Raw genomic sequence first — 23,703 nt, forward strand, 5'->3', positions numbered from 1 at the left:
AGGCGCTCCATGATACAATAAAAACCCTCGTCTTGAGACGAGGGTTTTAGGAGGTCAATTCATTATTTATTTTGTCCACTCAGCAACTTTTTCTGGATTTGCTTTAATCCATTTTTTAGCAGCGTCTGCAGGATCCATGCCTTCATTCATATCAAGCATGACAGACTCCATATCTTGAGTTGTCCAATTAAACTTATCAACAATTTTGTAGAGTTTTGGTTTGTCTTTTTTCAAACCAAGACGAGCAATTGTGTTAATATTTTCTGAACCACCTAAGGTTTTCTTAGGATCCTTCAAATACTTCAATTTATATTTTGAGAACATCCAGTGTGGTGACCACCCAGTAACAACAATTTCTTTTTTATTTTTGTAAGCTTGATCAAGAGATGTTGTCATTGCTCCTGTTGACGAAAGGATAAGTTCCCAATCTGACAAGTTACTATAAGACTTCATTGTTTTTTTAGTGGCTGATGTAATACCAGCACCTGGTTCAATACCAGTAATTTTTTTCTTCGCTTGATCAGATAGATCTTCAATGCTGTTCACATCTTTCATATAGGTTGGAACGACTAATCCTAATTTAGTACCTTTTAAGTTAGGTCCTAAATCTTCTAGTTGATCTTTATATTTCTTCATATGTTCAGCTTGTGTAACTGGTAACCAAGGACTAACTGAAAAGTCAGCATCGCCATTAGCGACGGTTTGCCACATAACGGCATTATCTAATGGTGTTATTTCAACTTGGTAACCTTTTTGTTTTAAAAGTTCAGCAATAACATTTGTTGAGGCAATTTCAGAGTCCCATTGCATGTATGAAATTTTAACCTTTTCACCTGTTTCAGTCGAACCTGATGCCATATTAACAAAAGTGTGACCTAAAGCCGCAATGACAAATACAGCAATTGCAGCAAGACCAACAAGTTTGTTCGTTTTACCTGACTTAGCTTTGTCCTCTTGATTAGTATTAAAACTTTGTGTCGTACGGTCTAATATAATTGCTAAGATAACTAAGGCTAAACCTGAAACAAATCCTGTACCAATATCAGCATGTTGAAGGGCAGATAGTACTTTACGTCCTAAACCTGGAGCTCCAATCATAGACCCTGTTACAACCATTGAGAGGGCAAGCATCATGGTTTGGTTAATACCTGCCATGATTGTATTTTTAGCAAGTGGTAATTCTACTTTAAATAGCTTTTGTTTACTTGTTGAACCAAAACTATCTGCTGCTTCTACCAATTCAGTCGAAATTTCACGAATACCTAAATTTGTGAAACGAACAGTTGGTGGTAGGGCGAAAATAACTGAGGCAAAGACCCCAGGTACCATCCCAATACCAAAGAAGGCTACGGCTGGAATCAAATAAACAAAGGCTGGCATGGTTTGCATAAAGTCCAATATGGGATTGACAATATTTCTCACAGTGGAATTCTTAGCCATCCAAATGCCTAAAGGAACACCAATCACAATTGAAATTAAACTAGCAACAACAACTAAGGTGAAGGTGTTAATCAATTCTTCCCATAAGCCTTGATTATAAATAAACAATAAACCAAGGAAAGTAAAGACTGGCAGTGGCCATTTTTTCTTTGATAAAAAAAATACAGCAATAGTAACCAATAAAATGAATAATAAGGCCGGTATGAATAACATGGTATTAGTCATCCAATCCATTAGATAACTACCTACTTTTTGCATCAAATCAAACAGACCAGAGAATGTGTTAGTTAACCATTCTGTTAATTTTTCAACCAGCTGTGCAACTGGTAATTTTGTTTGTAATAAATTCTCCAAAATATCTTCTCCTTCTGATTAATTTTGTGCTTGTAGTGCTTGTAGGGCTTGTAATTCTTGTTGCTCTTGTTCAAGCTCTTTAGTAACCCCTGAATGTTCACTTACTGGATCATTGTCATCTTCATCAGAAATATTTGCTAGAGCTTCAATCACACGACCACGGATAATAACACCTAATAATCGATTATTCTCGTCAGTAACAGCAATTGGTGCTGATGAGTCATAAATTAATGGCATAATATCTGTAATGACCGTATCTTTGCTGACTGTGCGAACGTCACGATCAATAACTTCTGACAGTGGCAATGCTTTTTTACGAGCTTCTAGTGCTGCATCGGCAGTTACGGTACCAACTAGTTGGCGACGACGGTTTGTTGCCATCAACATTGAAACTTCTTCGGTGTGCATACGATTAAGAGCCACTTGTGGTCCGTCAATTTCAACATTAGCCGTAAATGGCTTGATCATAATGTTTTGTGCGGTTAAGACCTTCGATCTGTCGACGTCTTCAACGAACTCACGAACAAAGTCATTAGCTGGATTAGTCAGAATTTCTTCACCTGTGCCAATCTGCATAATTTCTCCATCTTTCATAAGAGCAATGCGGTCACCAATGCGAAGAGCTTCGTTCAAATCATGACTGATGAAAATGATTGTTTGTTCAGTTGATGCTTGTAGTTCAACCAGCTCATCTTGCATATCACGACGAATTAATGGGTCAAGTGCTGAGAAGGCCTCATCCATTAAAAGGATTTTAGGTCCGTTAGCCAATGCACGAGCTAAACCAACACGCTGTTGCATCCCACCTGACAATTGATTTGGATATTGGTCTTTAAAATTAAGTAGACCAGCATTGTCCAAGGCTTTTTCTGCTCTTTCTTGACGTTCTTCTTTTGGAACACCTCTTAATTCAAGACCAAACTCGGTGTTTTCGAGAATGGTTCTATGTGGAAAAAGGGCAAAGCTTTGAAAGACCATGTTAATATCATGGCGTCGAACTTCTCTTAAACTTTCTGGATTCATTTTTGAAATGTCTTTCCCAGATAATTGAATTGAACCTGCTGATGGCTCGATTAACCGGTTAATCATTCGAACCAAAGTAGACTTACCTGAACCAGACAAGCCCATAATAACGAAGATTTCACCTTCTTTAACATCAAAACTTGCATCATAGACACCAACCGTGGCACCTGTTTGTTTTAAAATTTCTGTCTTACTTTTTCCAGCTTTAACAAGTTCTAAAGCTGCTTTTTGTCTTTTACCAAAAATCTTTGTTAAATTTTTGACTTCTAAGATATTTGCCATCTGTATTTTTCTCCCAATCTGTGTATTTCCTACTAAAAAAACAAGGTATTTTCACTTGTTTAGGAATCATTTTTAATTATGTAAAATAATTTTTCTAACAGAACATCTCTATGATATCACGTGTGGTCACTTTTTGTCAAGGATTTTGCAGTGGCAAAACCCATTTGAATCAAGGAAAACGATATCATTATTATCTATTTAGTGGAAATTTTAGAAATATACTACGCTATTTTTCTACAAAATAGAAAAAAGAACAGCTCTAAAAACTGCTCTTATTTTTTAATCTTTTTTACAAGTATAAACTTTAATATGTCTTGGAAGAATGGCAATTGAGACAGGTAACATATCTCCTGGATCCCCATCTACATTTGTTTCTAAGTCAGCAAATTTTACAGAAATATTAACCTTTTTTGCACGTTTGTAAGATACTAAAGGTTCATCTGTCTGTTCTTTTTTCAATAAAGCAGGTAATGCTTCCAAAGTTTCCAGGAAGTTTTTATCCTTGGTTAAGATTAAATGTAAGTAACCATCATCTACCTTAGCGTCTGGAGTAAGATTATTGTAGCCACCGATTGAATTTGTTAGCGCCACTAATAAAAGTGAACCTTCTACTCTGCTCCTCTTGCCATCATGAACAACTTGGAATTCATAGCTTTTGTTGGTTAGGGCATGTTTTAATCCTGAAATGAAATATGCCACTGGACCAAGCTTCGTTTTTAACTTATCATCCACATTATTGATGGACTGAGGAATATTACCTATAGCTACAACATTAGTAAAGTAAGATTGATTAACTTTACCAATATCTAAGTCTTGTGTATTATCAAGATTCATATTATCAATTGCTTCTTGGGGATCAACTGGAATACCTAGCGCTCTAGCTAAGTCATTGACTGTCCCTAATGGGAAAAAACCAAAGTTAGGTTTGTATCCCTGCTCTGCAATTCCACTAATTCCCTCATTGACAGTGCCATCTCCACCCATTACAAAAATACTGTGGTAACCTTCTTCAGCTGCTTGGCGAGCAAATGCTTGACCATCACCAACTTTCTCAGTCAACTTAACATCAACTTGATCAAAGTGACTATCTAATTTCTTTTTAGCTGCTTCTTGATAAGACTTTGCCTCTTCTCCACCTGAAGCAGGATTAACAATCAAAAGTGCATTTTTCATAAAATATTTCCTTTCTCTCATTCTATTATTGTTTTAATTTTAGCACAATCATTCCTATTTTCAGAAAACAAACCTCAAAAACTAAAAAATACCAAGTAAACTTGGTATTTTAACTTATTCTTATAATAGTGATTTAAATTGAATATTTGATTCTTCTAGGAAGCAATCATCAAATCCTCGTGGGTGATGGTATTCAATTCGATCTTGATCTTGTGGGTAGGTATATTTGCCACCGACTTCCCAAATAAATGGATGGAAATCATATTGAAGTCTTTCCTTACGCATTTTCCATAGTTGAAGAATTTCATCTGTTGAAGCCATGAAGTTTGACCAAATATCATAGTGAACTGGAATAATAACTTTTGCTCTCAAATTCTCCGCCATACGGAGTAAGTCAATTGAAGTCATTTTATCTTGAATCCCTAATGGGTTCTCACCATAGTTATTGATAGCAACATCGATTTTATAATCACGACCATGTTTAGCAAAATAATTTGAAAAATGCGAATCTGCCCCATGATAGATTGTACCACCCGGTGTTTCAAAAATGTAGTTGACAGCTTTTCGAGCCATTTCATCATCTGAAATAGCTAAACCAGCCAATTCACTATCATTTTCCTCTGCTCCATCAACAGGAAGTGTTACTAGACAAGTACGGTCAAATGATTCGACAGCAGTGATAGTCATGTCTTTAATGGTAAATGTCTCACCAGGTTTGATAACCATGATACGGTCCTCTGGGACTCCCCATTTTTTCCAAATTTCACCACATTCATAAGGACCTACAAATTTAACATGATTTAATTTTGGATTATTAATAATAGCTGCAGCCGTATTGATATCGATGTGATCACTGTGAAAATGAGATACAAGATAATAATCCAGTTCATTAATTTTAAAAGGATCAATAACCATTGGTTGAACGCGTAAATTAGGTTGCAATTTTCTGACACCAGCCATATTAGCCATTTGATGACCACGAACCATGTCTTTAACTTTTTTAGTTGATTTGCCTCGATTTGACCAAAGGTCCATGACAATATTTGCTCCACCAGGTGTTTTTATCCAAACGCCACAATTTCCTAACCACCACATTGCAAAATTATTTGCAGGAACGACTTCTTCTTCAATTTCTTCATTTAACCAAGTACCCCATTCAGGAAACGTACTTAAAATCCATGATTCACGTGTAATATCTTGAACCTTTGCCATTATTATTCCTCCGGTATTAATAAGTATAGTTTTAGTATAGTCCCATCACAAGCTGATTAAAAGACCAAGTCTCACACAGCATTGTGTTCAAAAATGGATATATAACTAAATTTTCATTCAGACACTAAAAATCCCCAGCATGGCATTGATTGCTGAGGCCTACACTTATTGATGTGGGTGATAAACTTGGATAGATGTGACCAATTCATCCCACAGAAGTTTTTCAATTTGATTTTTTATGGCGAATTGCTCCGCCTCACAAAGGTTTAGTGGTGCTACAATTTGATTGATTTTTTCAGAGAAATCCAAATTATCAACCTGGGATGCTCGGTTAATCGTGTTCACTAAATGGACAATATTATCATCTGTCAGAATTGGATTAACAACGATGCTCGATTCATTACTATCTAAGTCATCATTAGTCGTGATAATATAATCAACTGAAAGCAAATCCTCGATACTCTTATATTGTTCCGTTGTTAGCACGGCGTCAATCTGACTATTAGTTAAAAGTTGCTGACATTGTTTATAGAGTAACTTTTGAATACCAATCCCATCATCTGAAATAATGACTAATCGTGTAGGCGGTGTCAAACTTTTACTATTTCTTAATTCACCCCCTAAGTGAATCGTTATATAGGCAATGTCATCTTCAGCTAGACTAAGTTGCCAAGCTTCCTCTAGAATACTGGCTGCCGAATGGCAGCATTGATAAAGGTCGGCATATTTTTCCTTGATATGCTTAGTCATCGGATTTACTGAGGAAATACCATAATGTTTTCTATAAATCAGAGCTTTACAGTGTCTGATTAATTGTTTGACAAGTTCTTGTTCATGGGTAAATTGTAAGTGGTGCCGATCTTCGAGCACTTTAATAAAATGATATAAGGTTACCCTCATCTCATCATAATCAGGACTGTCAACATGATTATCCTTATCTTTTCTAAAAGATAATAAGAGCATCGCGACCAAACCTACTTCAATATCATCCAAAAATAACTTGAAATTTATAAAAAGTTGATGGGCTAGATCCTTTGCAATGTAGTACTCTTTTCTCTTCCAGATTAAACTAAAATCTTTTTCAAGAGTCTCTTTTACTTGCTTACCATATTGCATATTACGGTAACTTAGTAAAACAAAGGGAAGGATTTGAACCATAAATTGACTATCTGGACGAGTTAACTTTTTTCCTAGATTAGCTTGAGAAATAGGTAGATAATTCCTAAAGAAATCCTGCACTTCCTGAGAAAAATAGGTTGTTGTCCCTAAAAAATGATTTGTTTTCTTATCAAATATCTCGATGAAAGTGGTATTAGTACCCCTGTAGATATCATCGAGCAAGGTATGTAAGAATTGAATATAAGATAGAGGATGACAGTCAAAGTAATAGCCTTTGGCTTTTTTTGACAGCAAAGATATGGAGTAATCTTTTTGAGAAAGTTGTTCCCTTAATTCATTCAAGTCATTTAAAACCGTGTTTCTTGAAACATCTGTCAACTCCATTAAAGTATCAATCGTTACCCGTTGAGTAGATGTTGCAATACAGATTGCTGATAACTTCATCCGCTCGTCACACTTCAAAACATAGTAATAATCACTGACATTTTTCAATAAATCCTTACATGATTTAACTTGGGTCAAACTGAGTTGAATGCCGACTCTTGGGATAGCTACAATTTTTGGAACAGTCTCTGGAAGTGAATCATTAATTTTCTCAAGATGATAATAGATTTTTCGACGTGATTGGTCCAGATTTTTTGAAATTGTCATTATAGTCTCTGGTTTTTCAAGCTTGATAAGGTAATCTAATAAATCATAACTCTTTTTATCTAATAGCATGTCATCACCTCTATTTTTTTAATATCTTTTAAAAAAATATTAAATTTTATATTTAAACATTATATCAAAAAATGCTTGGCGTATCCAAGATACCCCAAACATATACTATTTTTGCTTCTATTTTGAAATAATTTTAAGATTGTTGCCCATAATAAGCATTCGGACCATGCTTTCTCAGATAATGTTTATCCATTATGTAAGAAGGTGCTGGCTCAACCCGAGGATTGATTTGTTGGCTCTATAATTTCTGTAGTGGGTAAATCCACTGTAGAGATTATGGAGCCTTTTTGAGTATATACAAAAAGTCCCATATGACCTATAATGAAAAGTGCTCAAACTATCATTTTAGAAAGACTCATATGGAACAACTAAATCTTATCACAAATTTTCTCAGAATTAAAGACAAAAATATCACTATCACTGATGAATATGATATGGGAACTCACTTAGAACTCCACGGTCACTTGGACTACACAGCCCCTAAATGCCCAAAATGCAAGGGACAAATGGCTAAGTACGACTACCAGAAAACTTCTAAAATCCCCTACTTAGAAACTGCTGGCTACCCTTTACTTATCCGCCTTAGAAAGCGTCGTTTCAAGTGTAAAGATTGCGGAAAAATGGCGGTCGCTGAAACTCCTCTTGTCAAGAAGAACCACCAAATCTCTGTCGCTGTTAACCAGAAAATCGCACAATTACTCATCGAAAATCAAGCAATGAAACATATTGCACACAGGCTATCAATTTCAACATCGTCAGTTATGAGAAAGCTCAATGAGTTCAAGTTTGAAACGGATTGGAATACCCTACCTGAGGTGATGAGTTGGGACGAGTATGCCTTCAAGAAGGGGAAAATGAGCTTCATCGCTCAAGATTTCGACTCCCTAAATGTCATCGCCATTCTCGACGGAAGAACTCAAGCAACCATCCGAAACCACTTTCTTCGCTATCCTAGAAAGGTTAGAAATCGGGTCAAAGTGATTACCATGGATATGTTTAGTCCCTATTATCAACTTGCTAAACAACTTTTTCCGAATGCAAAAATTGTACTCGATCGCTTTCATATCGTGCAACACCTTAGTCGTGCTATGAACCGTGTCCGTATTCAAATTATGAATCAATTCGACAGAAAATCGCAGGAATACCGAGCCTTGAAACGTTACTGGAAATTGATACAACAAGATAGCCGTAAACTCAGCGATAAACGATTTTATCGTCCTATGTTTCGAATGCATTTGACTAACAAGGAAATCCTAGAAAAACTCCTGTCTTTCTCCGAGGAACTACGACAACACTATGTACTCTATCAGCTTCTCTTATTTCATTTCCAAGAGAAGAACTCAGACCATTTCTTTGACCTCATCGAACAGGAAATAGCCATCGTTAATCCTATTTTCCAGACGGTATTGAAGACATTTTTAAAGGATAAAGACAAGGTTGTAAACGCCATGGAATTGCCTTATTCCAACGCCAAACTGGAAGCTACCAATAATCTCATCAAAGTCATTAAGAGAAATGCCTTTGGTTTCAGGAACTTTGAAAACTTTAAAAAACGGATTTTGATTGCATTGAACATAAAGAAAGAGAGGACGAAGTTCGTCCTCTCTAGGTGTTAGCTTTTCATCTACCCACTACAGTTGACAAAGAGCCGATTTGTTCTGTAAACCGGTCCATTTTAGCTACTTCTTCCAATACTACAGAATGATAGACTGCCTGTTCTGGCGTTTGACCCCATGTAAATGGTCCATGATTTCTGACAACAATTCCTGGCACCGCTGATGGGTTAATTCCACGGTTATTAAATTCTTCAAGAATAACTGTCCCAGTTTCTTTCTCATAAGCTATTTCCACTTCATTAGCCGACAAAGATCTAGCACATGGTATTGGTCCATAAAAATAATCAGCATGAGTTGTCCCATAAAATGGAATATCTCTGCCAGCTTGTGCCCAACCAACAGCTTCCGTCGAATGGGTATGTACAATTGCTTGAATATCTTCCCATGCTTTATATAATTGAACGTGAGTAGGCAGATCCGATGAAGGATTCAAATCACCTTCCAGGATATTACCGTCTAAATCTGTCACTACCATATTTTCAGGCGTTAATAACTCATAGTCAACCCCTGATGGTTTGATAACAATACGTCCTAATTCCCGACAAATCTCAGAGACATTACCCCATGTAAATTTGACAAGACCATGGTCAGGCAATGACTTATTTGCATCACACACCCGTTGACGCATTTCTTCTAAATTTTTTGGCATTTAGTTTAACTCCGCTTCTTCTATCAGTGGATACAAAAAGTTTTGTGCTTCTTTAATAGCAGTTTTTGTTTCCTCTATACTGTTACAATTTTCAGTCCACATTTCGATTAAGAATGGCCCCATATATCTGGTTTCCTTCAGAATTCTAAATAATTCTTTCCACTCAACACAACCTTTTCCAAATGGAACATCCCTAAATTGGCCACTACATGTCTCTGAAACTGCATAGGTATCTTTTAAGTGGAGCGCAGCAATTGACCGGTGGCCTATATAGAACTCACTCCAAAGATCATTGTGCCAAGCTGAGAGATTGCCAGTATCTGGATAGACGAACAAGTAAGGAGATTGAATTGCTTTTTCGACGGCCAGATACTTTCCGATTGAGTTGATAAACGGATCGTCCATGATTTCGATGGCTAAGACGACTTGAGCTTCTTCTGCCCAGTCACAGGCTTGTCTCAAATTTTTGAGAAAGCGTTGACGAGTCTGAGGCGACTTTTCTTCATAGTAGACGTCATATCCTGCTAATTGGATCGTTCTGACTCCTAAATCTTGAGCTAATTCAATACACTTTTTCATTAATTCCAAAGATTTTTCTTCTAAAATAGGATTATTTGACCCAAGTGGGTACCTACGATGACCTGAAAAACAAATACTTGGAATTCGTACACCAGTTTGATAGATTGCTTTAACAAGTTCTAAACGTTCTTCCTTTGACCAATTTAGCCGTTCTAAGCGGGCATCAGATTCATCAATTGACATTTCAACAAAATCAAAACCCAGTTCTTTGGCAAACTCCAGTCTTTCTAACCAAGAAAACTGTTTTGGGGTTGCTTTTTCATAAATTCCAATTGGTCGTCCCACTGACTTACCCCCAGATACGTTTGATTTCATCTTTAAATTCACGCGCAGCCTGAGCTGGATTGTCTGCCTCAGTTATGCCACGGCCAGCTATAAAGGTGTATACATCTACCCCTTCAAATAATGATAAAGTCTTAACATTTAAACCACCAGTAACTGAAACACGGAAACCCATCTCAATCAAGCGTTTAACTTTATTTAAATCTTTTTCACCCCAAGTTTCCCCCGCTAAGAGTGCATCTCGTGATTGATGGTAAATAGCTTGTGAAATACCAGCATCTAACCACATTTGAGCCTGTTCAAAAGTCCAATCCCCGTATAACTCAATTTGGATCTCACCCTTATCTCCGCGTTCCTCTTTGATGGATTTTAAAGCTGCCTTCATTGTTGGAATTGTTGCACAACAAATACATGTCATCCAATCCGCACCACGTTGGGCATTATTAGCTGCTACCGTACCTCCAGCATCCGCACATTTGGTATCTGCAACTAGTATCTTGTCAGGGAAAAGATTTCTTAAAATCTCCACTAATTCACTACCAACCTGCAATAAGCAAACTGTCCCTGCTTCAATAATATCTACTTCTTGACCTACTGCAACTGCAGCTTTGATTGCTCCTTGCATATCAGAGTGGTCTAATGCTACTTGTAAATTTGGAATTGTTCTTGACATATTTTCTCCTATCATAACCAATCGATCCGATTAACTGTTTAAATCCATGCCTTCAAGGTAAGGACTATTTTTTGACTCATCAACTAAACTTAGGACTTCTTCAATTGTTTGACAAGCAACTAAACGTTCAATAGCATTCTCTAAATCAAATAAGGCAATAATTTGAGGAATGGCTACAGATGCATGTATAGCTGAACTAGTTGCTGCAAGTGCTAGTAAAACTTGTACTGGCTTACCATCAGAAAAAACTACAGGTTCTTGTAAGGTAATTAAAGAAAAGGCATCTCTAATCACACCTGCTTCTGGTCTTGCATGTGGCATCGCCATACCTGGCATTAATATATAATATGGTCCATACTCTTCAGTCGAGTCAATAATTGCTTGATAATATTCATCTTTTACTGCACCACTTTCAATTAATGGTTCTACAGATTTCTTAACAGCTTCCTGCCAACTGTCAGCAGTTTCACCAAGACGAATTGAATTGTTCTCAATAAAGGCTTGTTTTAAATTCACGTCGTTTTCTCCTTATCTTGAAAAGGTACCAAGAATAGTTATTTTTAAATTGAGAGTTGTCACAATGGCAACTCTCAATGGATTCTTATAATACCTTTTGTAATTTTTCTTTGATTTCTTTGTCATCCATCAGATTATCTAAGCCCACAAGATGACCTTTTGTTCTTCCCTCTAGTTCATGAATTAAGTGATTTGAAGCAACCACAATATCATAACCAGAAGCCAAACCTTTTGCTTCACCAACAGAACAAGATGCTGACTGAATATCTGTTACTCCTAGTTGACGAAGTGCATTTTCAACTTTCATTTTGATTACCATTGATGATCCCATGCCATTTCCGCATGCTGTAAGAATTTTAACCATTATAGTCTCCTTTTATAATCGATTGTGTTTATTATTGTGCTTCACCACGATAATATGCTTCTTTATCTTTTGCGCGAGCAAATTGTAAATGTGGAATAGCTAGGAAGAATAGGCAAACAAGTGCATAACCTGCTATACCAAGGTATTTGAAGAGATAGCCGAATGCTAACCATGGGAATTCAAAGTCGATATTACCATGATAACCACCCGCTAGTCCAAGTAAGCCAACAGCTACTGCTCCTAGAGCCACCTGTATTACACCAGAGATAAAGGATAGAGCGACTGCAGCTTTCCAACCACCCCGTTTATCGGCGAAGACAGCGATAGCAGCATTATCGAAGAATACTGGAACGAAACCAGTGATAATCAAAATTGGATTTTTAAAGATAACTAATAATGTAATTGTCAACAATTGACCAATTAATCCAAAGGCAAATCCAGATAGAACGGCGTTGGAAGAACCAAAACCAAAGGAAGCTGCAACATCGACCGCAGGGAATGAACCTGGTAACAGTTTGTTTGAAATCCCTTGGAAGGCATTGGTTAATTCAGAGACGAACATCCGAACCCCTTGCATTAAGATGAAGAGATAAACTGAGAAGGTAAGGGATGTTTGTATTATATACATGAAGAAGGCTTGCTTAGCTGGTACATAGGCACCGGGTCCAATCAATTCAACATTAGACATGATTTCTGGGCCAAGGACAGCTAAGATACCACCAAAGAAGACCAACATTAAGGTCGCTGAAGCTACAACTGTATCATGGAAGATACTTAAGAATGAAGGTAATTTTAAGTTGTCTAGGCTTTCTTCTTTCTTACCAAAGAAAGGTGCAACTTTGTCTACAAACCAAATCGCAAATTGTTGTTGGTGTCCAATCGCGAATCCGCCACCACCAGTTAAGCGTTGGGTTGCTTCTACTGTCATGTTAGAACTAACAGCCCAATAGAGACCACAGATGATACCAACCGCCCATGCACCAAAAGCATTTTGGAATTGAGGAATTAAAAACAAAACAAATACTGAAATGGTTGCTGCTTGTTGAACCATAATGTGTCCAGTAATGAACAGTGTCCGAATTTTAGTCACCTTGCGAAGAGCAACCAAGAGAATGTTCACCCCAAAACCAATCAGTAAAGCTGTAGTAGCGACTGAAATGAAGCCCATGCCTTCTAATTTCGCATTTGCAGCTGCAAGACCAAAGTAAGGGTCAATAACAGCAGCCTTTAGTTCAAACTTCTTAGCCAAGGCAACTAAGATTGGACGGAAAGTATTTACCAAACCTCCTGCACCGACATTTAAAATTAAGTAGCCGACAGTTGCTTTGATAAAACCTGCAAAAACCTCATGGAAAGGTTTATTTAAAAGAATGTAGCCTATTAATACTAATAGACCGACGAAGAAAGCTGGATTTTGCAAGATATTTTGCGAAAACCAGTTAAGTGGCACTAGGAAGAATTGCATGATAACTACCTCATTAAGCTTTTTATTTATAATTCAATTATAGGTTTTGAAAACGCTTTAAAAAAGACCAAGTATCACACAGCCCAGTGTTCAAAATTAGACTTGATAAAAAATTGACAAACAAAAAAAAGCTAAGTTTAACTTAGCTTATTTCTCTTTCTCAATTAAAAATGCTCGACCTTCTTGTCACATAAATAGTTCAGGTCCATGGGCGATTTCTTCTTCATAGGTTGCTTTTGCCTGATTGTTTTCTGCGATCAATCTAATTTGATCAGAACTGAAACCATGCTTTTCCTCAGCAGTATTATCTGAATATAAATCAATTATGAAGAGTTTTCCTTCTGCATCCTATGCTGTGAGTAATTGACTTAGGACATCTTCGACATCTGGTATATGATGTAAGACCAAAGAAAGTGCTAAATTACCCGTTCCTCCTCCAAAATCTAAAAGACGATCCAGATGTTAATCAGCTAGTTGTTGTGCAATTGCCTTGCTAAATTTGTCAGCTAAAGTTATTTGATGCTCTGAATCATTAGTGACGGCTTTGTCATCAAATTTATTATGCTTTCCCCTTACTCCCTCCAGTAGCGTGCCTTCATGATATTCGTCATGGTGCGTTCTAAGTTAGACAGAGTTTTCTCTTTGAACATGGCTTTTCTGAGGTCCAAAAATTCTCTTTGAATTGGGAAAGTTGCTGTAAACAGTTGATCAAGTTCTGGGCTATCTTCAATGGCACCACAAATAGCTATGGTTGGTTTATTGAATTTTTTAGCAAGACGGCTGATGGCTACAGGCACTTTCCCAGCCTGACTTTGAGCATCCAAATTCCCTTCCCCAGTGATAACCAAATCCGTTCTATTGATTGACTCTTCTAACCTAATCATTCGGGCAATGGTCTCAAAACCTGGCTTTATTTCTCCGCCAAGGACGGCAATGGCTGCGCCAAGTCCACCAGCAGCCCCTGCGCCAGCTATGGATTGTAAATCCAATCCCCTTTGCTCTTTGATTCTATTAGCAAAAGCGCAAGCTATATTGTCCATTGCTGCAATTTCCTCTTGATTACCTCCTTTTTGCAATCCAAATGTTGGAGCAAAGCCATTTGGACCATAATAAGGATTAGACACATCTGCTAAGCCAACTAAGGTTAGCTGACTAAAGTCAAGGTCTGACTCCAATTGGCAAGTGTCGGGGTTAAAACCAAGGCTCTTCAGGAAACCAAAGCCCCCATCAGAGGTGCCCGTTCCACCAAGACCAATAAAGATCTCAGTGCAGCCACGCGCCACTGCATCTTTAACCAATGCTCCCAGCCCATAGCTACTGGCTTTGACAAATGTCTCAGGTGAAGGTGTGATTTTATCCAGACCTATAATCTTAGCCGATTCAATAACAGCTAGCTTATCAGCTAATAGGTAGTCGGCCTTTATTTCCTGTCCTATCAAATCGACTGTTTCTACGGAAACCAATTGCCCATCTAAATGCTCAGAAAAGGCGTCAAGTGTCCCCTCACCTCCATCAGCTATCGTAAATGTTTCAACCCATGCTGAGGGCATAACTTTCTTAATAGCCTTTAAACTTGCTTCATTTAAGGCTTTTGAACTTGCAGATCCTTTAAAAGAATCAATGGCCACGACTATTTTCATCTTGCTCCCCCTTGCTTGACGGTCATGATAGCAAAAAAACACATAATGTGTTTTTTTGCTTATTTTACTACTATGTTGACTAATTTGTTTGGTACTGCAATAACTTTAATGATTTCTTTTCCAGCAATTTCTGCTTGAACTTTGTCATTAGCTAAAGCAATAGCTTCCAATTGGTCTTTCGAAAGGTCTTTGGCTACAACTAACTTAGCCTTCACCTTACCTTTAATTTGAACGACAATTTCCACGTCATTTTCAATAAGTTTTGTTTCATCCCAAATTGGCCAAGCCTCATAGGTCAATGATTGACCAGAGCTCGTTAGGACCTGCCATAGCTCTTCACCTAAATGCGGTGCAAATGGCGCAATTAATTGGACGAAGCCTTTGGCATAGTCTACAAATAATTGATCTTCCTTGTTGGCTGCATTAACAAAAATCATCAACTGTGCGATAGCAGTATTAAATTTCATGCTATCAATTTGTTCTGTCACTGCTTTGACCGTTTCGTGGTAAACCTTGTCAAGGGCTCCGCTATTCTCCGCAATAATCTCTTTGCTTGTAATCAAACGATAAACGCGATCAAGGAATTTGCGACTACCTTCGAGTCCTTCTTCTGACCAAGCAATTGAAGCATCGAGTGGTCCCATGAACATTTCATACACACGAAGGGTATCGGCACCATATTGTTCAACCACATCATCAGGATTAACTACATTTTTGAGTGATTTAGACATTTTAGCTGGCGCTTGTTCTAGCTCTTCACCTGTTTCAATGTTAAAGAATGAGCCGTCACGTTTTTCAACTTTGTCACTTGCAACCAGTGCACCACGGTGGTCACGGTAGCTTGTCCCTAGAATCATTCCTTGGTTATACAATTTTTGGAATGGTTCCTTAGTTGGCACCACGTCTAAATCATAAAGGACTTTGTGCCAGAAGCGAGCATAAAGCAAGTGAAGCACGGCGTGTTCTGCACCACCGATATACATATCAACAGGCAACCACTCTTTGAGCAATTCTGGATCTGCCAAGGCTTGGTCATTATGTGGATCAATATAACGAAGGTAATACCAACTTGAACCTGCCCATTGTGGCATTGTATTGGTTTCACGACGGCCTTTAACACCATCTTCACGAACAACTTCTAACCAGTCAGTAAGGTTAGCTAATGGAGATTCACCAGTTCCTGAAGGACGAATGTCTTTTGTTATTGGAAGAACAAGTGGTAAATCTTGTTCAGGAACAGCCGTTGATGTTCCGTCTTCCCAATGGATAATTGGAATTGGTTCACCCCAATAACGTTGGCGTGAGAATAACCAGTCACGAAGACGATAAGTAACTTTCTCATTACCGACTTGATTTTCTTCCAACCATTCTACCATTTTAGACATGCCTTCAGCTTTATCTAATCCGTTCAAGAAATCAGAATTAATATGTAGACCATCTTCAGTGTAGGCTGCTTCTTGAACATTTCCACCTTCAAGGACAGGAATAATCTCAAGATTAAATTGTTTAGCAAACTCCCAGTCACGTTCATCATGAGCCGGTACCGCCATAATAGCTCCAGTACCGTAGCTTGCAAGGACGTAATCAGCAATCCAAATTGGCATTTCTTGACCATTAACGGGGTTAATCGCATAAGCACCCGTCCAAACACCAGTTTTTTCCTTAGCCAAGTCAGTACGTACTAAGTCAGATTTTAAACTTGCCTGACGTTTGTAGTCAGCAACAGCTTGTGATTGCTCAGGGCTGGTAATTGTATCAACCATGGCATGTTCTGGTGCTAAAACAGCATAAGTAGCTCCAAATAAAGTATCAGGACGAGTCGTGAAGACAGTAAAGTCTTGATCAGTGTCTTTTACTTTAAATGTAACATTTGCCCCTGTTGATTTACCAATCCAGTTACGTTGCATATCTTTAATTGATTCTGGCCAATCAACTTCTTCTAAATCTTCTAATAATCGTTCTGCGTAAGCAGTGATTTTCAACATCCATTGTCGCATAGGCTTGCGCACAACTGGGTATCCTCCACGTTCAGAAGTACCATCTGGTAGGACTTCTTCATTGGCGATGGCAGTCCCTAATTCTTCCACCCAGTTGACTGCTACTTCAGCTTCATAGGCTAAGCCTTTTTCATAAAGCTTTGTAAAAATCCACTGTGTCCATTTATAATAATTGGGATCAGTTGTATTAACTTCACGGTCCCAGTCATATGAGAAACCGAGGGCGTTAATTTGACGTTTGAAGTTAGCAATGTTCTCTGCTGTAAATTCAGCTGGGTCATTACCTGTATCCATAGCATATTGCTCAGCAGGCAAACCAAAAGCATCCCACCCCATTGGATGAAGGACATTATAGCCTTGTGAACGTTTGAAACGACTCAAGATATCCGTCGCTGTGTAACCCTCTGGATGTCCCACGTGGAGACCTGCTCCTGAAGGATATGGAAACATATCTAAAGCATAAAATTTTGGTTTACTTTTATCTGTTCCAGTTTTGAAATTTTTGTTAGCTGCCCAATAGGCTTGCCATTTAGGTTCAATTTCTTTGTGATTATAAGTTGTCATGTGAATTCTCCCATGTAAAAAAGTCTAGTCTTCTTATTATAGCATGATATCAAGCTTTTAGGAATGTTTTATCACTGTAAGTTCCACTCATTTCAGGATAAAACAAAAAGATGAGACAAGTCTCATCTTTTTGGAAAGTGACATTTTAATTTTCTTTACGTTTGGTAGAATATGCCACCATACCGGCAGATGCAATGATACTTAAAGCAACTCCTGTAAAGAATGGATTTACTTTTTCACCAGTTACCGGCAAGTGTTGATCCGCTTTTTTAGTTTCTTCAGCTTTTACAGGTGTTTTTTCTTTAGTTGCTTCCATTGCAGTTTTTTTTGCATCTGTTTGCACAAATGGTGCCGATGCTTTTCCTTCAGTGTCTGCTAGAACAGATTTGCCTGTTGCTTGTCTTTCAACATCTTTGTCAGTGTTAAGGATTTCACTTGATTCAGTGTCTGTCTCAACACCTTCTGGCATTGGATTTTCAGAACCCATTGGTGCTTCTTCAGAAACTTCCGGAGCAACTTGATCTGCTTCTTCTTTTGAAAGAGTTGCTTCTAATGATGGAGTTGCTTCTGCCATTAAGGTACGAATATCTTCAACTGTTTTAGCATTTTCAACTAATTCTTTCAGATGATCAGTTGCACCAAGTTTTTCTAATTTTTTAAGCGCTGCATTTTTAGCATTAGTGAGAATAATATCCTTGACTGTATCTTCTGCAGAACGTTGTGATTTTAAGAAATCAGTTAAGCCACTTGTAGCTTTAACTTTCATTGCATGTTCAAGACTAGGACGTGTGATAGCCATAAACTCTTTGATGCCTTCTACTGTTTTAGCTGTTGAGACAATATTCTTCAAGAGACGACCTGCACCAAGATGATCTAACTCAGTCAAAGCAGTACTTCTTTCTTTTTCAAGTCGTTCTTTAGCAGCTTTTGCTTCACGTTCTTTTGTCTCAGCCATCAATTTATCACGCATTGCTTGACGAGATTCTTTTGTTTCTTTTTCTTTTGGACTTGGAGTAATGTTGATTTTTGGATCTTCTTTATTACCCTCATTTTCGTCTACAGAATCTTCTTCTTCATCCTCATTTTCGTCTTCGTCTTCTACTGCATCTTCATCTTCGTCTTCTACTTCATCTTCGTCTACTTCATCTTCGTCTTCTTCATCTTCGTCTTCTTCATCCTCCATATCTTCCTCAGCATTAACATCGGCTTCAGCATCACTTTCCTCAGACACAGTTTCTACGTCGTCTTCCTCAGCATCTTCTGTAGTTTGGTCTTCATCTTCAGAAATTTTTGATTTTTCTGCATCCTCTGCTGCTTTAAGCCATTCAGCGTCACTGCTTTCATCAGTCATAGAAATACCACTGTTATACTCTTCACTTGCTAGGATATGTGCATGATTTACTGCTGCTGCGATAGCATCCAAGGTTTTAGCTTCTGTCAATTCTTTAATAGCAGCTTCTAATCTTGTTGGATCATGAAGTGTTTCTCCTAAACGATTAATTTCTCTATAAGCTTCACGGTCTGCATCCATAATTTCAACACCTTGAGAAGCTGTTCTTGTAGCCAAAACATCACTGTTAGCTAATACTGCTGTATAGGCGTCCCTATTTGCTGAATCACTTTCTGATAATGCTTTTAAGGCATTATCAACTTCACTAGTTGTCTTTAATCCTGACAGTTTTTTCATCAGGTCATTACTATCAACTTTATCAATATTATCCGCGATTGATTCAATATACTTGTTTGTACTTGCTTCATCAGCAGATACAAAACTTCCTCCGACAATAAATGCTGCAGATACTGATGCTAATCCAAAGATTGACTTTCTGAGAAAGTACTTCATTTGTTTGTTTTCTTTCATTTTTACTCCTTTATATTAAAGAATGTCTTTTTCGGCAATATCGATTCCCGTCAACAATAACTTTATTATATTTTAGCCATTAAATTAAGTCAATATGATAAATGCATTAAATTCAGTTCATTTTTTGAAGTGATTATATATATTTTGGATATAAGTCTGCACAAAAAAAGACCACATCTGTGATCTTTTAATTTAATTATTAAAGCTCTGCGATTTGATACAGTTCAACTTCTGCAATTGTTTCTGAACCAAACATGTTAAGCATAAGCTTAACTTTATTGTTTTCGATTTCAACAACGCGTCCTTCTTGTCCCATAAAAGCACCATCGATAATTTGGACCACGTCACCTACTTTAATATTAGTGTCAAAGACATCAACAGTTTGACCCATTGAAAGGAGGATAGCTCTAATTTCATCTTCTAATAGTGGTGTTGGTTTTGAACGGTTTCCATGAGATCCGACGAATCCAGTAACGTTAGGTGTGTTACGTACAACGAACCAAGCTTCATCTGTCATAACCATTTCAACAAGGACATAACCTGGGAAGCGATTTTCTTCAATTTCTTTACTTTGTCCATTTTTCTCAACATTTACTGTTTGAGTAGGAATTTCAACACGAAGAATATTGTCTAACATGTTATAAGTTTGGGCACGTAATAATAAATTTTCTTTAACTTTGTTTTCGTAACCTGAGTAAGTTTGTAAGACAAACCAACCTTTATCAAAAGAGTCTAACATAAAATTTCCTTTCATCAGAAAAAAGCCTTCAGCGGCTTTTGGAATGGTTTTGTTAGTTTCATTATAATCGATGAACCTAGGTCTGTCAATCATTTGTAAGTTGGACTACAAAAAAAGACCTAGTCTTTGACTAGGTCTACTTTTTCAGTTTAGAAATAATTAATAATGCTTAAGATACCTTTTGATAATAATTGGTCAAAGATAAAGATAATAACTGTAAAGAAAGCTGTATACTCAAGTACTGAGATAAAATCTTTCCAACGTTGTTTTTTATTTGGCCAAGTTGTATCTTTTAAAACTTTAAAAATACCACCAAAAAATCCCATCAGGCTCTCCTCTAACGTGTTTCTTTATGTAAGGTATATTTCTTACAATGTTTACAAAATTTATTAACTTCTAGTCGTGTCGGTTTAGGCGTACTACTGACCGAAATCGAGTAGTTTCGGCTTCCACAATCCACACACGCTAGGCTTGCTTTTTTCTGTGCCATAACGCCTCCGTAGAAATTATTCTAACACGATTCAGGGAAATACGCAAGTTATCTGAAGTAGTCTATAACACCATCCCAGAGGTTCTTAGCTTTTTCCTTGAGACCATAATTATCAACTACATCTGATATTGATTTAGAAGCATCTTCTGCTTGTTTGCGAATGTTATCGATAATATCTTGCGAATCACGCGCAGTCTCCGTATTGGTCTCATTAATACCATAAACTGCTGAAATCCCATTTTGCGCATATGCATTATCAACCTCGAACTGACTTCCTTTTGTATAAGGAAGGATATAGGAAGCTTGAGTTGAGAAAATGGTTGAAGCCGTTCCTGCACTAGATCCAGTTAAATAGTGATTTTCATCTGTTTTATTGAAACCAATCCATTGACTAATAACCACATCCGGTGTGTAACCAATAACCCATTGGTCGCTAGATAAATCAGGGTTAAAATCTGTTTCTGTCGTACCTGTTTTACCAGCCATTGTATAACCATAGACATTAGCATTCACAGCCGAGCCATTTGAAAAGGTTCCTAGCATCATACTGGTCATTTTATCTGAAACAGATTGACTAATGACACGTTTTGATTGATCCTTATGTTCTTTAATGACCTTACCACTTGCTGTTTCAATTTTAGTAATAAGATGAGCTGTGTGCATGACACCGTTATTGGCAAAAACAGAATATGCTTGGGCCATCTCAAGTGGGTTGGTTGTGACACCTCCACCTAATGCAATCCCTAATTCTTTTTGTGCGGCATCCATATTAAGCCCAAATTTATTTCCATAGGAAACGGCCTTATCGATTCCTAATTCTTTGACAGTCGATACTGCTGGTATGTTATAAGAATTGGCCAATGCCTGATACATTGGGACGTCTTCAGACTCAACGTTACCATAGTTGTGGGGCTTGTATCCATCAAAGTCGGTAACAGTATTTGGTAGTGTTTTATCAATTGACCAGCCTGAAGCAATAGCTGGAGTATAGGCAATCAATGGCTTAATTGTCGAAGCCGGACTACGGCTAGCTTGAGTAGCATAGTTAAAACTCCTAAAGCTTTGTTCTCCATCACTATTAACCCGTCCAACTAGGCCTCGAACACCCCCCGTTTTAGGATCCAAAGCAACACTTGCCCCTTGAGCAGATGTGCCATCTTGCTCCGAAACAGGGAAAAGACTAGCTGTATTAAAGGTCGTTTGCATGCCGGTTTGGTAATTCTGGTCAAGTTCTGTATAAATTTTATAACCATTGTTAACAATATCTTTTTCAGAAATGCCATAAGTAGTCGTTGCCTCATTGATAACAGCATCAAAATAGGAAGGAAACTTATAATCATCTGATTTTCCGACATAGGTATTGTCTAATCGGTCTCCCATCCCAACAAGCTCAGCTTGACTTGCTTGATCTTTAGTAATTTTACCAGCATCTACCATGACAGAAAGAACTGTATTGCGACGGTTTGTAGCATTTTCAACAGAATAGTAGGGATTGTATATCTCTGGCCCTTTTAGCATTCCGGCTAGGGTTGCCGCTTCATCGAGAGTCAGATTAGCTGCGCTAGTCCCAAAGTATTTTTGACTGGCATCTTCAACACCCCAGACTCCATTTCCAAAGTAAGAATTATTGAGATACATGGTCAGTATCTCATTTTTACTGTACTTCTTGGTTAACTCTAAGGCTAAGAAAAATTCTCTTGCTTTTCGTTTAATGGTCTGATCTTGTGATAAATAGGCATTTTTTGCTAATTGTTGGGTAATCGTCGATCCGCCACCAAACTTACCTAATGTTACAACAGCAAGTAAAAATCGTTTAATATTAATACCATTGTTACTATAAAAAGTTCTATCTTCCGTAGCAATAGCAGCGTTCTGCATATTAGGTGAAATAGTATCTAATTCGACATAAGTTCCTTTTTGTCCTGACAGTGAACCAGCATATTCATTTTTCTTGTCGTAAATAACCGTCGTTGCTTTTAATGCATTTTGCAAATCTGAAACCTTGGCTGTTTTAGACAAGTAAAAAAGATAGGAGCCAATCACCAAAACCACCAAACTGACCATGATTAGGATAATTTTCCCAATATGATAACGACGCCAAAAGCGTCTAATCGGATGTTGTGGTGATGGTAAAATAGCTTCTATTTTTTTTAACCATGCTGGTTGGTTTTTGTGTTGCTTTTCAGTATCGTGACTTCTTTTAAAGCGTGAAGTCGTTTGTTCCGAAGCATCTTGACTACTAGCTTCTGTAAAATGACTTCGATTTTGAAAAGCTTGATGATTCTCAGCAAATCCACTTTGTTCTTTTTTTTGTTGTTTCTCCTGATAACGTTTGGGAGTAAACTTTTTTTGCAATAATTCTAAAAATGTCATAGAGATATTATACCACTATGGTAATTTTCCTGCTATTCACCTGAAATCACGACTGGTTTTGAGAACGCAATACCATCAACTTGAAAGAGAAGCCCTTCTGAGCCACCTTGGTGTGCAAATTCAGTTTGAATTGATTTTCTTGCAGGGTATTTACCATTAAATCTTTCTTTAATTACTTTTTCCATGATTGGCAGATTCCACACATCTCGGAAAAGGCAGTCCATTTTGACAACTGCTTCTAATGTTAATCCAACCAAACCTAAACGGCGCTCCATTTCATCAAAAGCCCCATTGATTTGATCTTCAATTGGTGCTCCAATTTCGCCAACACAATAATTGAGAAAATAAAAATCGCCAGCTTCTACCAATCCTGTATGAGCCCATTCTTCATTCACATCATAACGTCTAATACTTTTCATTTCTCTTATCCTCACCTAAGATTTGATTACACCATATTATAGCAATAATTTCCTAAAAGCTATACAAAAAAAATGTAATTTTTAATCTAGCTGTCACTTTGTAAAGATTCTCATTTTTAGAGAATTAGACTGACTATCCCAAATAGTATATCA

The 23,703-nt window shown here is 37.5% G+C and carries 20 protein-coding genes and 1 pseudogene; 1 reads left to right on the plus strand and 20 read right to left on the minus strand.

Annotated elements, in window-relative coordinates; genetic code table 11:
* Window positions 1-66: 66 nt before the first annotated feature.
* From MKY69_RS09630 to araD, 6 genes and pseudogenes are all read right to left on the minus strand, one after another.
* Complete coding sequence (locus MKY69_RS09630; RefSeq protein WP_003108534.1) at window positions 67-1,794, minus strand: ABC transporter permease/substrate binding protein; 1,728 nt, start codon at window positions 1,792-1,794, stop codon at window positions 67-69.
* An 18-nt stretch (window positions 1,795-1,812) separates the two neighbouring features.
* The gene (locus MKY69_RS09635; RefSeq protein WP_003107799.1) at window positions 1,813-3,099 is read right to left on the minus strand and encodes a quaternary amine ABC transporter ATP-binding protein; all 1,287 of its coding nucleotides are present in this window, start codon (window positions 3,097-3,099) and stop codon (window positions 1,813-1,815) included.
* Window positions 3,100-3,378: 279 nt separating this feature from the next.
* Window positions 3,379-4,272 (minus strand): diacylglycerol/lipid kinase family protein, encoded by an 894-nt coding sequence (locus MKY69_RS09640; protein ID WP_003104256.1) that lies wholly within the window; start codon window positions 4,270-4,272, stop codon window positions 3,379-3,381.
* Window positions 4,273-4,392: 120 nt separating this feature from the next.
* Window positions 4,393-5,484, minus strand: coding sequence for an L-ascorbate 6-phosphate lactonase (gene ulaG, locus MKY69_RS09645; RefSeq protein ID WP_311981905.1), 1,092 nt, complete (start codon window positions 5,482-5,484; stop codon window positions 4,393-4,395).
* A gap of 165 nt (window positions 5,485-5,649) precedes the next feature.
* On the minus strand, window positions 5,650-7,323 hold the full coding sequence (locus tag MKY69_RS09650) for a BglG family transcription antiterminator (protein WP_003107801.1): 1,674 nt from the start codon (window positions 7,321-7,323) through the stop codon (window positions 5,650-5,652).
* A 133-nt stretch (window positions 7,324-7,456) separates the two neighbouring features.
* Window positions 7,457-7,561 (minus strand): annotated as a pseudogene (gene araD / locus MKY69_RS09655) (L-ribulose-5-phosphate 4-epimerase); the annotation flags it as partial.
* A 121-nt stretch (window positions 7,562-7,682) separates the two neighbouring features.
* On the opposite strand from araD, the gene MKY69_RS09660 reads away from it, so the two are divergent.
* Window positions 7,683-8,939: an ISL3 family transposase gene (locus tag MKY69_RS09660; protein WP_017768237.1), complete on the plus strand. Its 1,257-nt coding sequence runs from the start codon at window positions 7,683-7,685 to the stop codon at window positions 8,937-8,939.
* Window positions 8,940-8,943: 4 nt separating this feature from the next.
* Here the strand turns inward: MKY69_RS09660 and MKY69_RS09665 are convergent, their stop codons facing one another.
* The 14 genes from MKY69_RS09665 to MKY69_RS09730 all read right to left on the minus strand — a co-directional run bounded on the left by MKY69_RS09665 (window position 8,944) and on the right by MKY69_RS09730 (window position 23,550).
* Window positions 8,944-9,588, minus strand: coding sequence for an L-ribulose-5-phosphate 4-epimerase (locus tag MKY69_RS09665; protein ID WP_340791696.1), 645 nt, complete (start codon window positions 9,586-9,588; stop codon window positions 8,944-8,946).
* The gene (locus MKY69_RS09670) at window positions 9,589-10,452 is read right to left on the minus strand and encodes an L-ribulose-5-phosphate 3-epimerase (protein WP_340791698.1); all 864 of its coding nucleotides are present in this window, start codon (window positions 10,450-10,452) and stop codon (window positions 9,589-9,591) included.
* A 4-nt stretch (window positions 10,453-10,456) separates the two neighbouring features.
* Window positions 10,457-11,122, minus strand: a complete 666-nt coding sequence (locus MKY69_RS09675) for a 3-keto-L-gulonate-6-phosphate decarboxylase UlaD (protein ID WP_003106044.1) — start codon at window positions 11,120-11,122, stop codon at window positions 10,457-10,459.
* Window positions 11,123-11,152: 30 nt separating this feature from the next.
* Entirely contained in the window at window positions 11,153-11,638 is a 486-nt protein-coding gene (locus MKY69_RS09680; protein WP_003102597.1) for a PTS sugar transporter subunit IIA, read from the minus strand.
* Window positions 11,639-11,723: 85 nt separating this feature from the next.
* On the minus strand, window positions 11,724-12,002 hold the full coding sequence (locus MKY69_RS09685; protein WP_003108527.1) for a PTS sugar transporter subunit IIB: 279 nt from the start codon (window positions 12,000-12,002) through the stop codon (window positions 11,724-11,726).
* A gap of 31 nt (window positions 12,003-12,033) precedes the next feature.
* On the minus strand, window positions 12,034-13,467 hold the full coding sequence (locus tag MKY69_RS09690) for a PTS sugar transporter subunit IIC (protein WP_062806767.1): 1,434 nt from the start codon (window positions 13,465-13,467) through the stop codon (window positions 12,034-12,036).
* Between the two features lie 572 nt (window positions 13,468-14,039).
* Complete coding sequence (locus MKY69_RS09695) at window positions 14,040-15,107, minus strand: glycerate kinase family protein (protein ID WP_003108523.1); 1,068 nt, start codon at window positions 15,105-15,107, stop codon at window positions 14,040-14,042.
* Between the two features lie 59 nt (window positions 15,108-15,166).
* A complete protein-coding gene (leuS, locus tag MKY69_RS09700; RefSeq protein WP_003107809.1) occupies window positions 15,167-17,668 on the minus strand; it encodes a leucine--tRNA ligase in 2,502 nt (833 codons plus the stop codon).
* A 145-nt stretch (window positions 17,669-17,813) separates the two neighbouring features.
* Window positions 17,814-19,529 (minus strand): YSIRK-type signal peptide-containing protein, encoded by a 1,716-nt coding sequence (locus tag MKY69_RS09705; RefSeq protein WP_340791704.1) that lies wholly within the window; start codon window positions 19,527-19,529, stop codon window positions 17,814-17,816.
* Window positions 19,530-19,728: 199 nt separating this feature from the next.
* Window positions 19,729-20,268, minus strand: coding sequence for a transcription termination/antitermination protein NusG (gene nusG / locus MKY69_RS09710; protein WP_003104173.1), 540 nt, complete (start codon window positions 20,266-20,268; stop codon window positions 19,729-19,731).
* 149 nt (window positions 20,269-20,417) lie between these two features.
* The gene (gene secE, locus MKY69_RS09715; protein ID WP_003103586.1) at window positions 20,418-20,594 is read right to left on the minus strand and encodes a preprotein translocase subunit SecE; all 177 of its coding nucleotides are present in this window, start codon (window positions 20,592-20,594) and stop codon (window positions 20,418-20,420) included.
* A gap of 11 nt (window positions 20,595-20,605) precedes the next feature.
* A complete protein-coding gene (gene rpmG / locus MKY69_RS09720; protein WP_003100347.1) occupies window positions 20,606-20,758 on the minus strand; it encodes a 50S ribosomal protein L33 in 153 nt (50 codons plus the stop codon).
* Window positions 20,759-20,806: 48 nt separating this feature from the next.
* On the minus strand, window positions 20,807-23,131 hold the full coding sequence (gene pbp2a / locus MKY69_RS09725) for a penicillin-binding protein PBP2A (RefSeq protein WP_003103424.1): 2,325 nt from the start codon (window positions 23,129-23,131) through the stop codon (window positions 20,807-20,809).
* Between the two features lie 32 nt (window positions 23,132-23,163).
* A complete protein-coding gene (locus MKY69_RS09730; RefSeq protein ID WP_003102746.1) occupies window positions 23,164-23,550 on the minus strand; it encodes a RidA family protein in 387 nt (128 codons plus the stop codon).
* Between the last annotated feature and the right edge of the window lie 153 nt (window positions 23,551-23,703).

The organism is Streptococcus sp. FSL R7-0212 (genome assembly GCF_038007985.1).
Lineage (GTDB): Bacteria > Bacillota > Bacilli > Lactobacillales > Streptococcaceae > Streptococcus > Streptococcus parauberis.

What these genes read in the sequence shown, in the direction of transcription:
- MKY69_RS09675 (WP_003106044.1), bottom strand. Translation starts at nt 11,122, where the DNA reads ATGTCAAGAACAATTCCAAATTTACAAGTAGCATTAGACCACTCTGAT.
- rpmG (WP_003100347.1), bottom strand. Translation starts at nt 20,758, where the DNA reads ATGGCACAGAAAAAAGCAAGCCTAGCGTGTGTGGATTGTGGAAGCCGA.
- MKY69_RS09635 (WP_003107799.1), bottom strand. Translation starts at nt 3,099, where the DNA reads ATGGCAAATATCTTAGAAGTCAAAAATTTAACAAAGATTTTTGGTAAA.
- MKY69_RS09705 (WP_340791704.1), bottom strand. Translation starts at nt 19,529, where the DNA reads ATGAAAGAAAACAAACAAATGAAGTACTTTCTCAGAAAGTCAATCTTT.
- nusG (WP_003104173.1), bottom strand. Translation starts at nt 20,268, where the DNA reads ATGTTAGACTCTTTTGATAAAGGTTGGTTTGTCTTACAAACTTACTCA.
- MKY69_RS09730 (WP_003102746.1), bottom strand. Translation starts at nt 23,550, where the DNA reads ATGAAAAGTATTAGACGTTATGATGTGAATGAAGAATGGGCTCATACA.
- MKY69_RS09685 (WP_003108527.1), bottom strand. Translation starts at nt 12,002, where the DNA reads ATGGTTAAAATTCTTACAGCATGCGGAAATGGCATGGGATCATCAATG.
- secE (WP_003103586.1), bottom strand. Translation starts at nt 20,594, where the DNA reads ATGGGATTTTTTGGTGGTATTTTTAAAGTTTTAAAAGATACAACTTGG.
- leuS (WP_003107809.1), bottom strand. Translation starts at nt 17,668, where the DNA reads ATGACAACTTATAATCACAAAGAAATTGAACCTAAATGGCAAGCCTAT.
- MKY69_RS09695 (WP_003108523.1), bottom strand. Translation starts at nt 15,107, where the DNA reads ATGAAAATAGTCGTGGCCATTGATTCTTTTAAAGGATCTGCAAGTTCA.
- pbp2a (WP_003103424.1), bottom strand. Translation starts at nt 23,131, where the DNA reads ATGACATTTTTAGAATTATTGCAAAAAAAGTTTACTCCCAAACGTTAT.
- MKY69_RS09640 (WP_003104256.1), bottom strand. Translation starts at nt 4,272, where the DNA reads ATGAAAAATGCACTTTTGATTGTTAATCCTGCTTCAGGTGGAGAAGAG.
- MKY69_RS09660 (WP_017768237.1), top strand. Translation starts at nt 7,683, where the DNA reads ATGGAACAACTAAATCTTATCACAAATTTTCTCAGAATTAAAGACAAA.
- MKY69_RS09690 (WP_062806767.1), bottom strand. Translation starts at nt 13,467, where the DNA reads ATGCAATTCTTCCTAGTGCCACTTAACTGGTTTTCGCAAAATATCTTG.
- MKY69_RS09665 (WP_340791696.1), bottom strand. Translation starts at nt 9,588, where the DNA reads ATGCCAAAAAATTTAGAAGAAATGCGTCAACGGGTGTGTGATGCAAAT.
- ulaG (WP_311981905.1), bottom strand. Translation starts at nt 5,484, where the DNA reads ATGGCAAAGGTTCAAGATATTACACGTGAATCATGGATTTTAAGTACG.
- MKY69_RS09650 (WP_003107801.1), bottom strand. Translation starts at nt 7,323, where the DNA reads ATGCTATTAGATAAAAAGAGTTATGATTTATTAGATTACCTTATCAAG.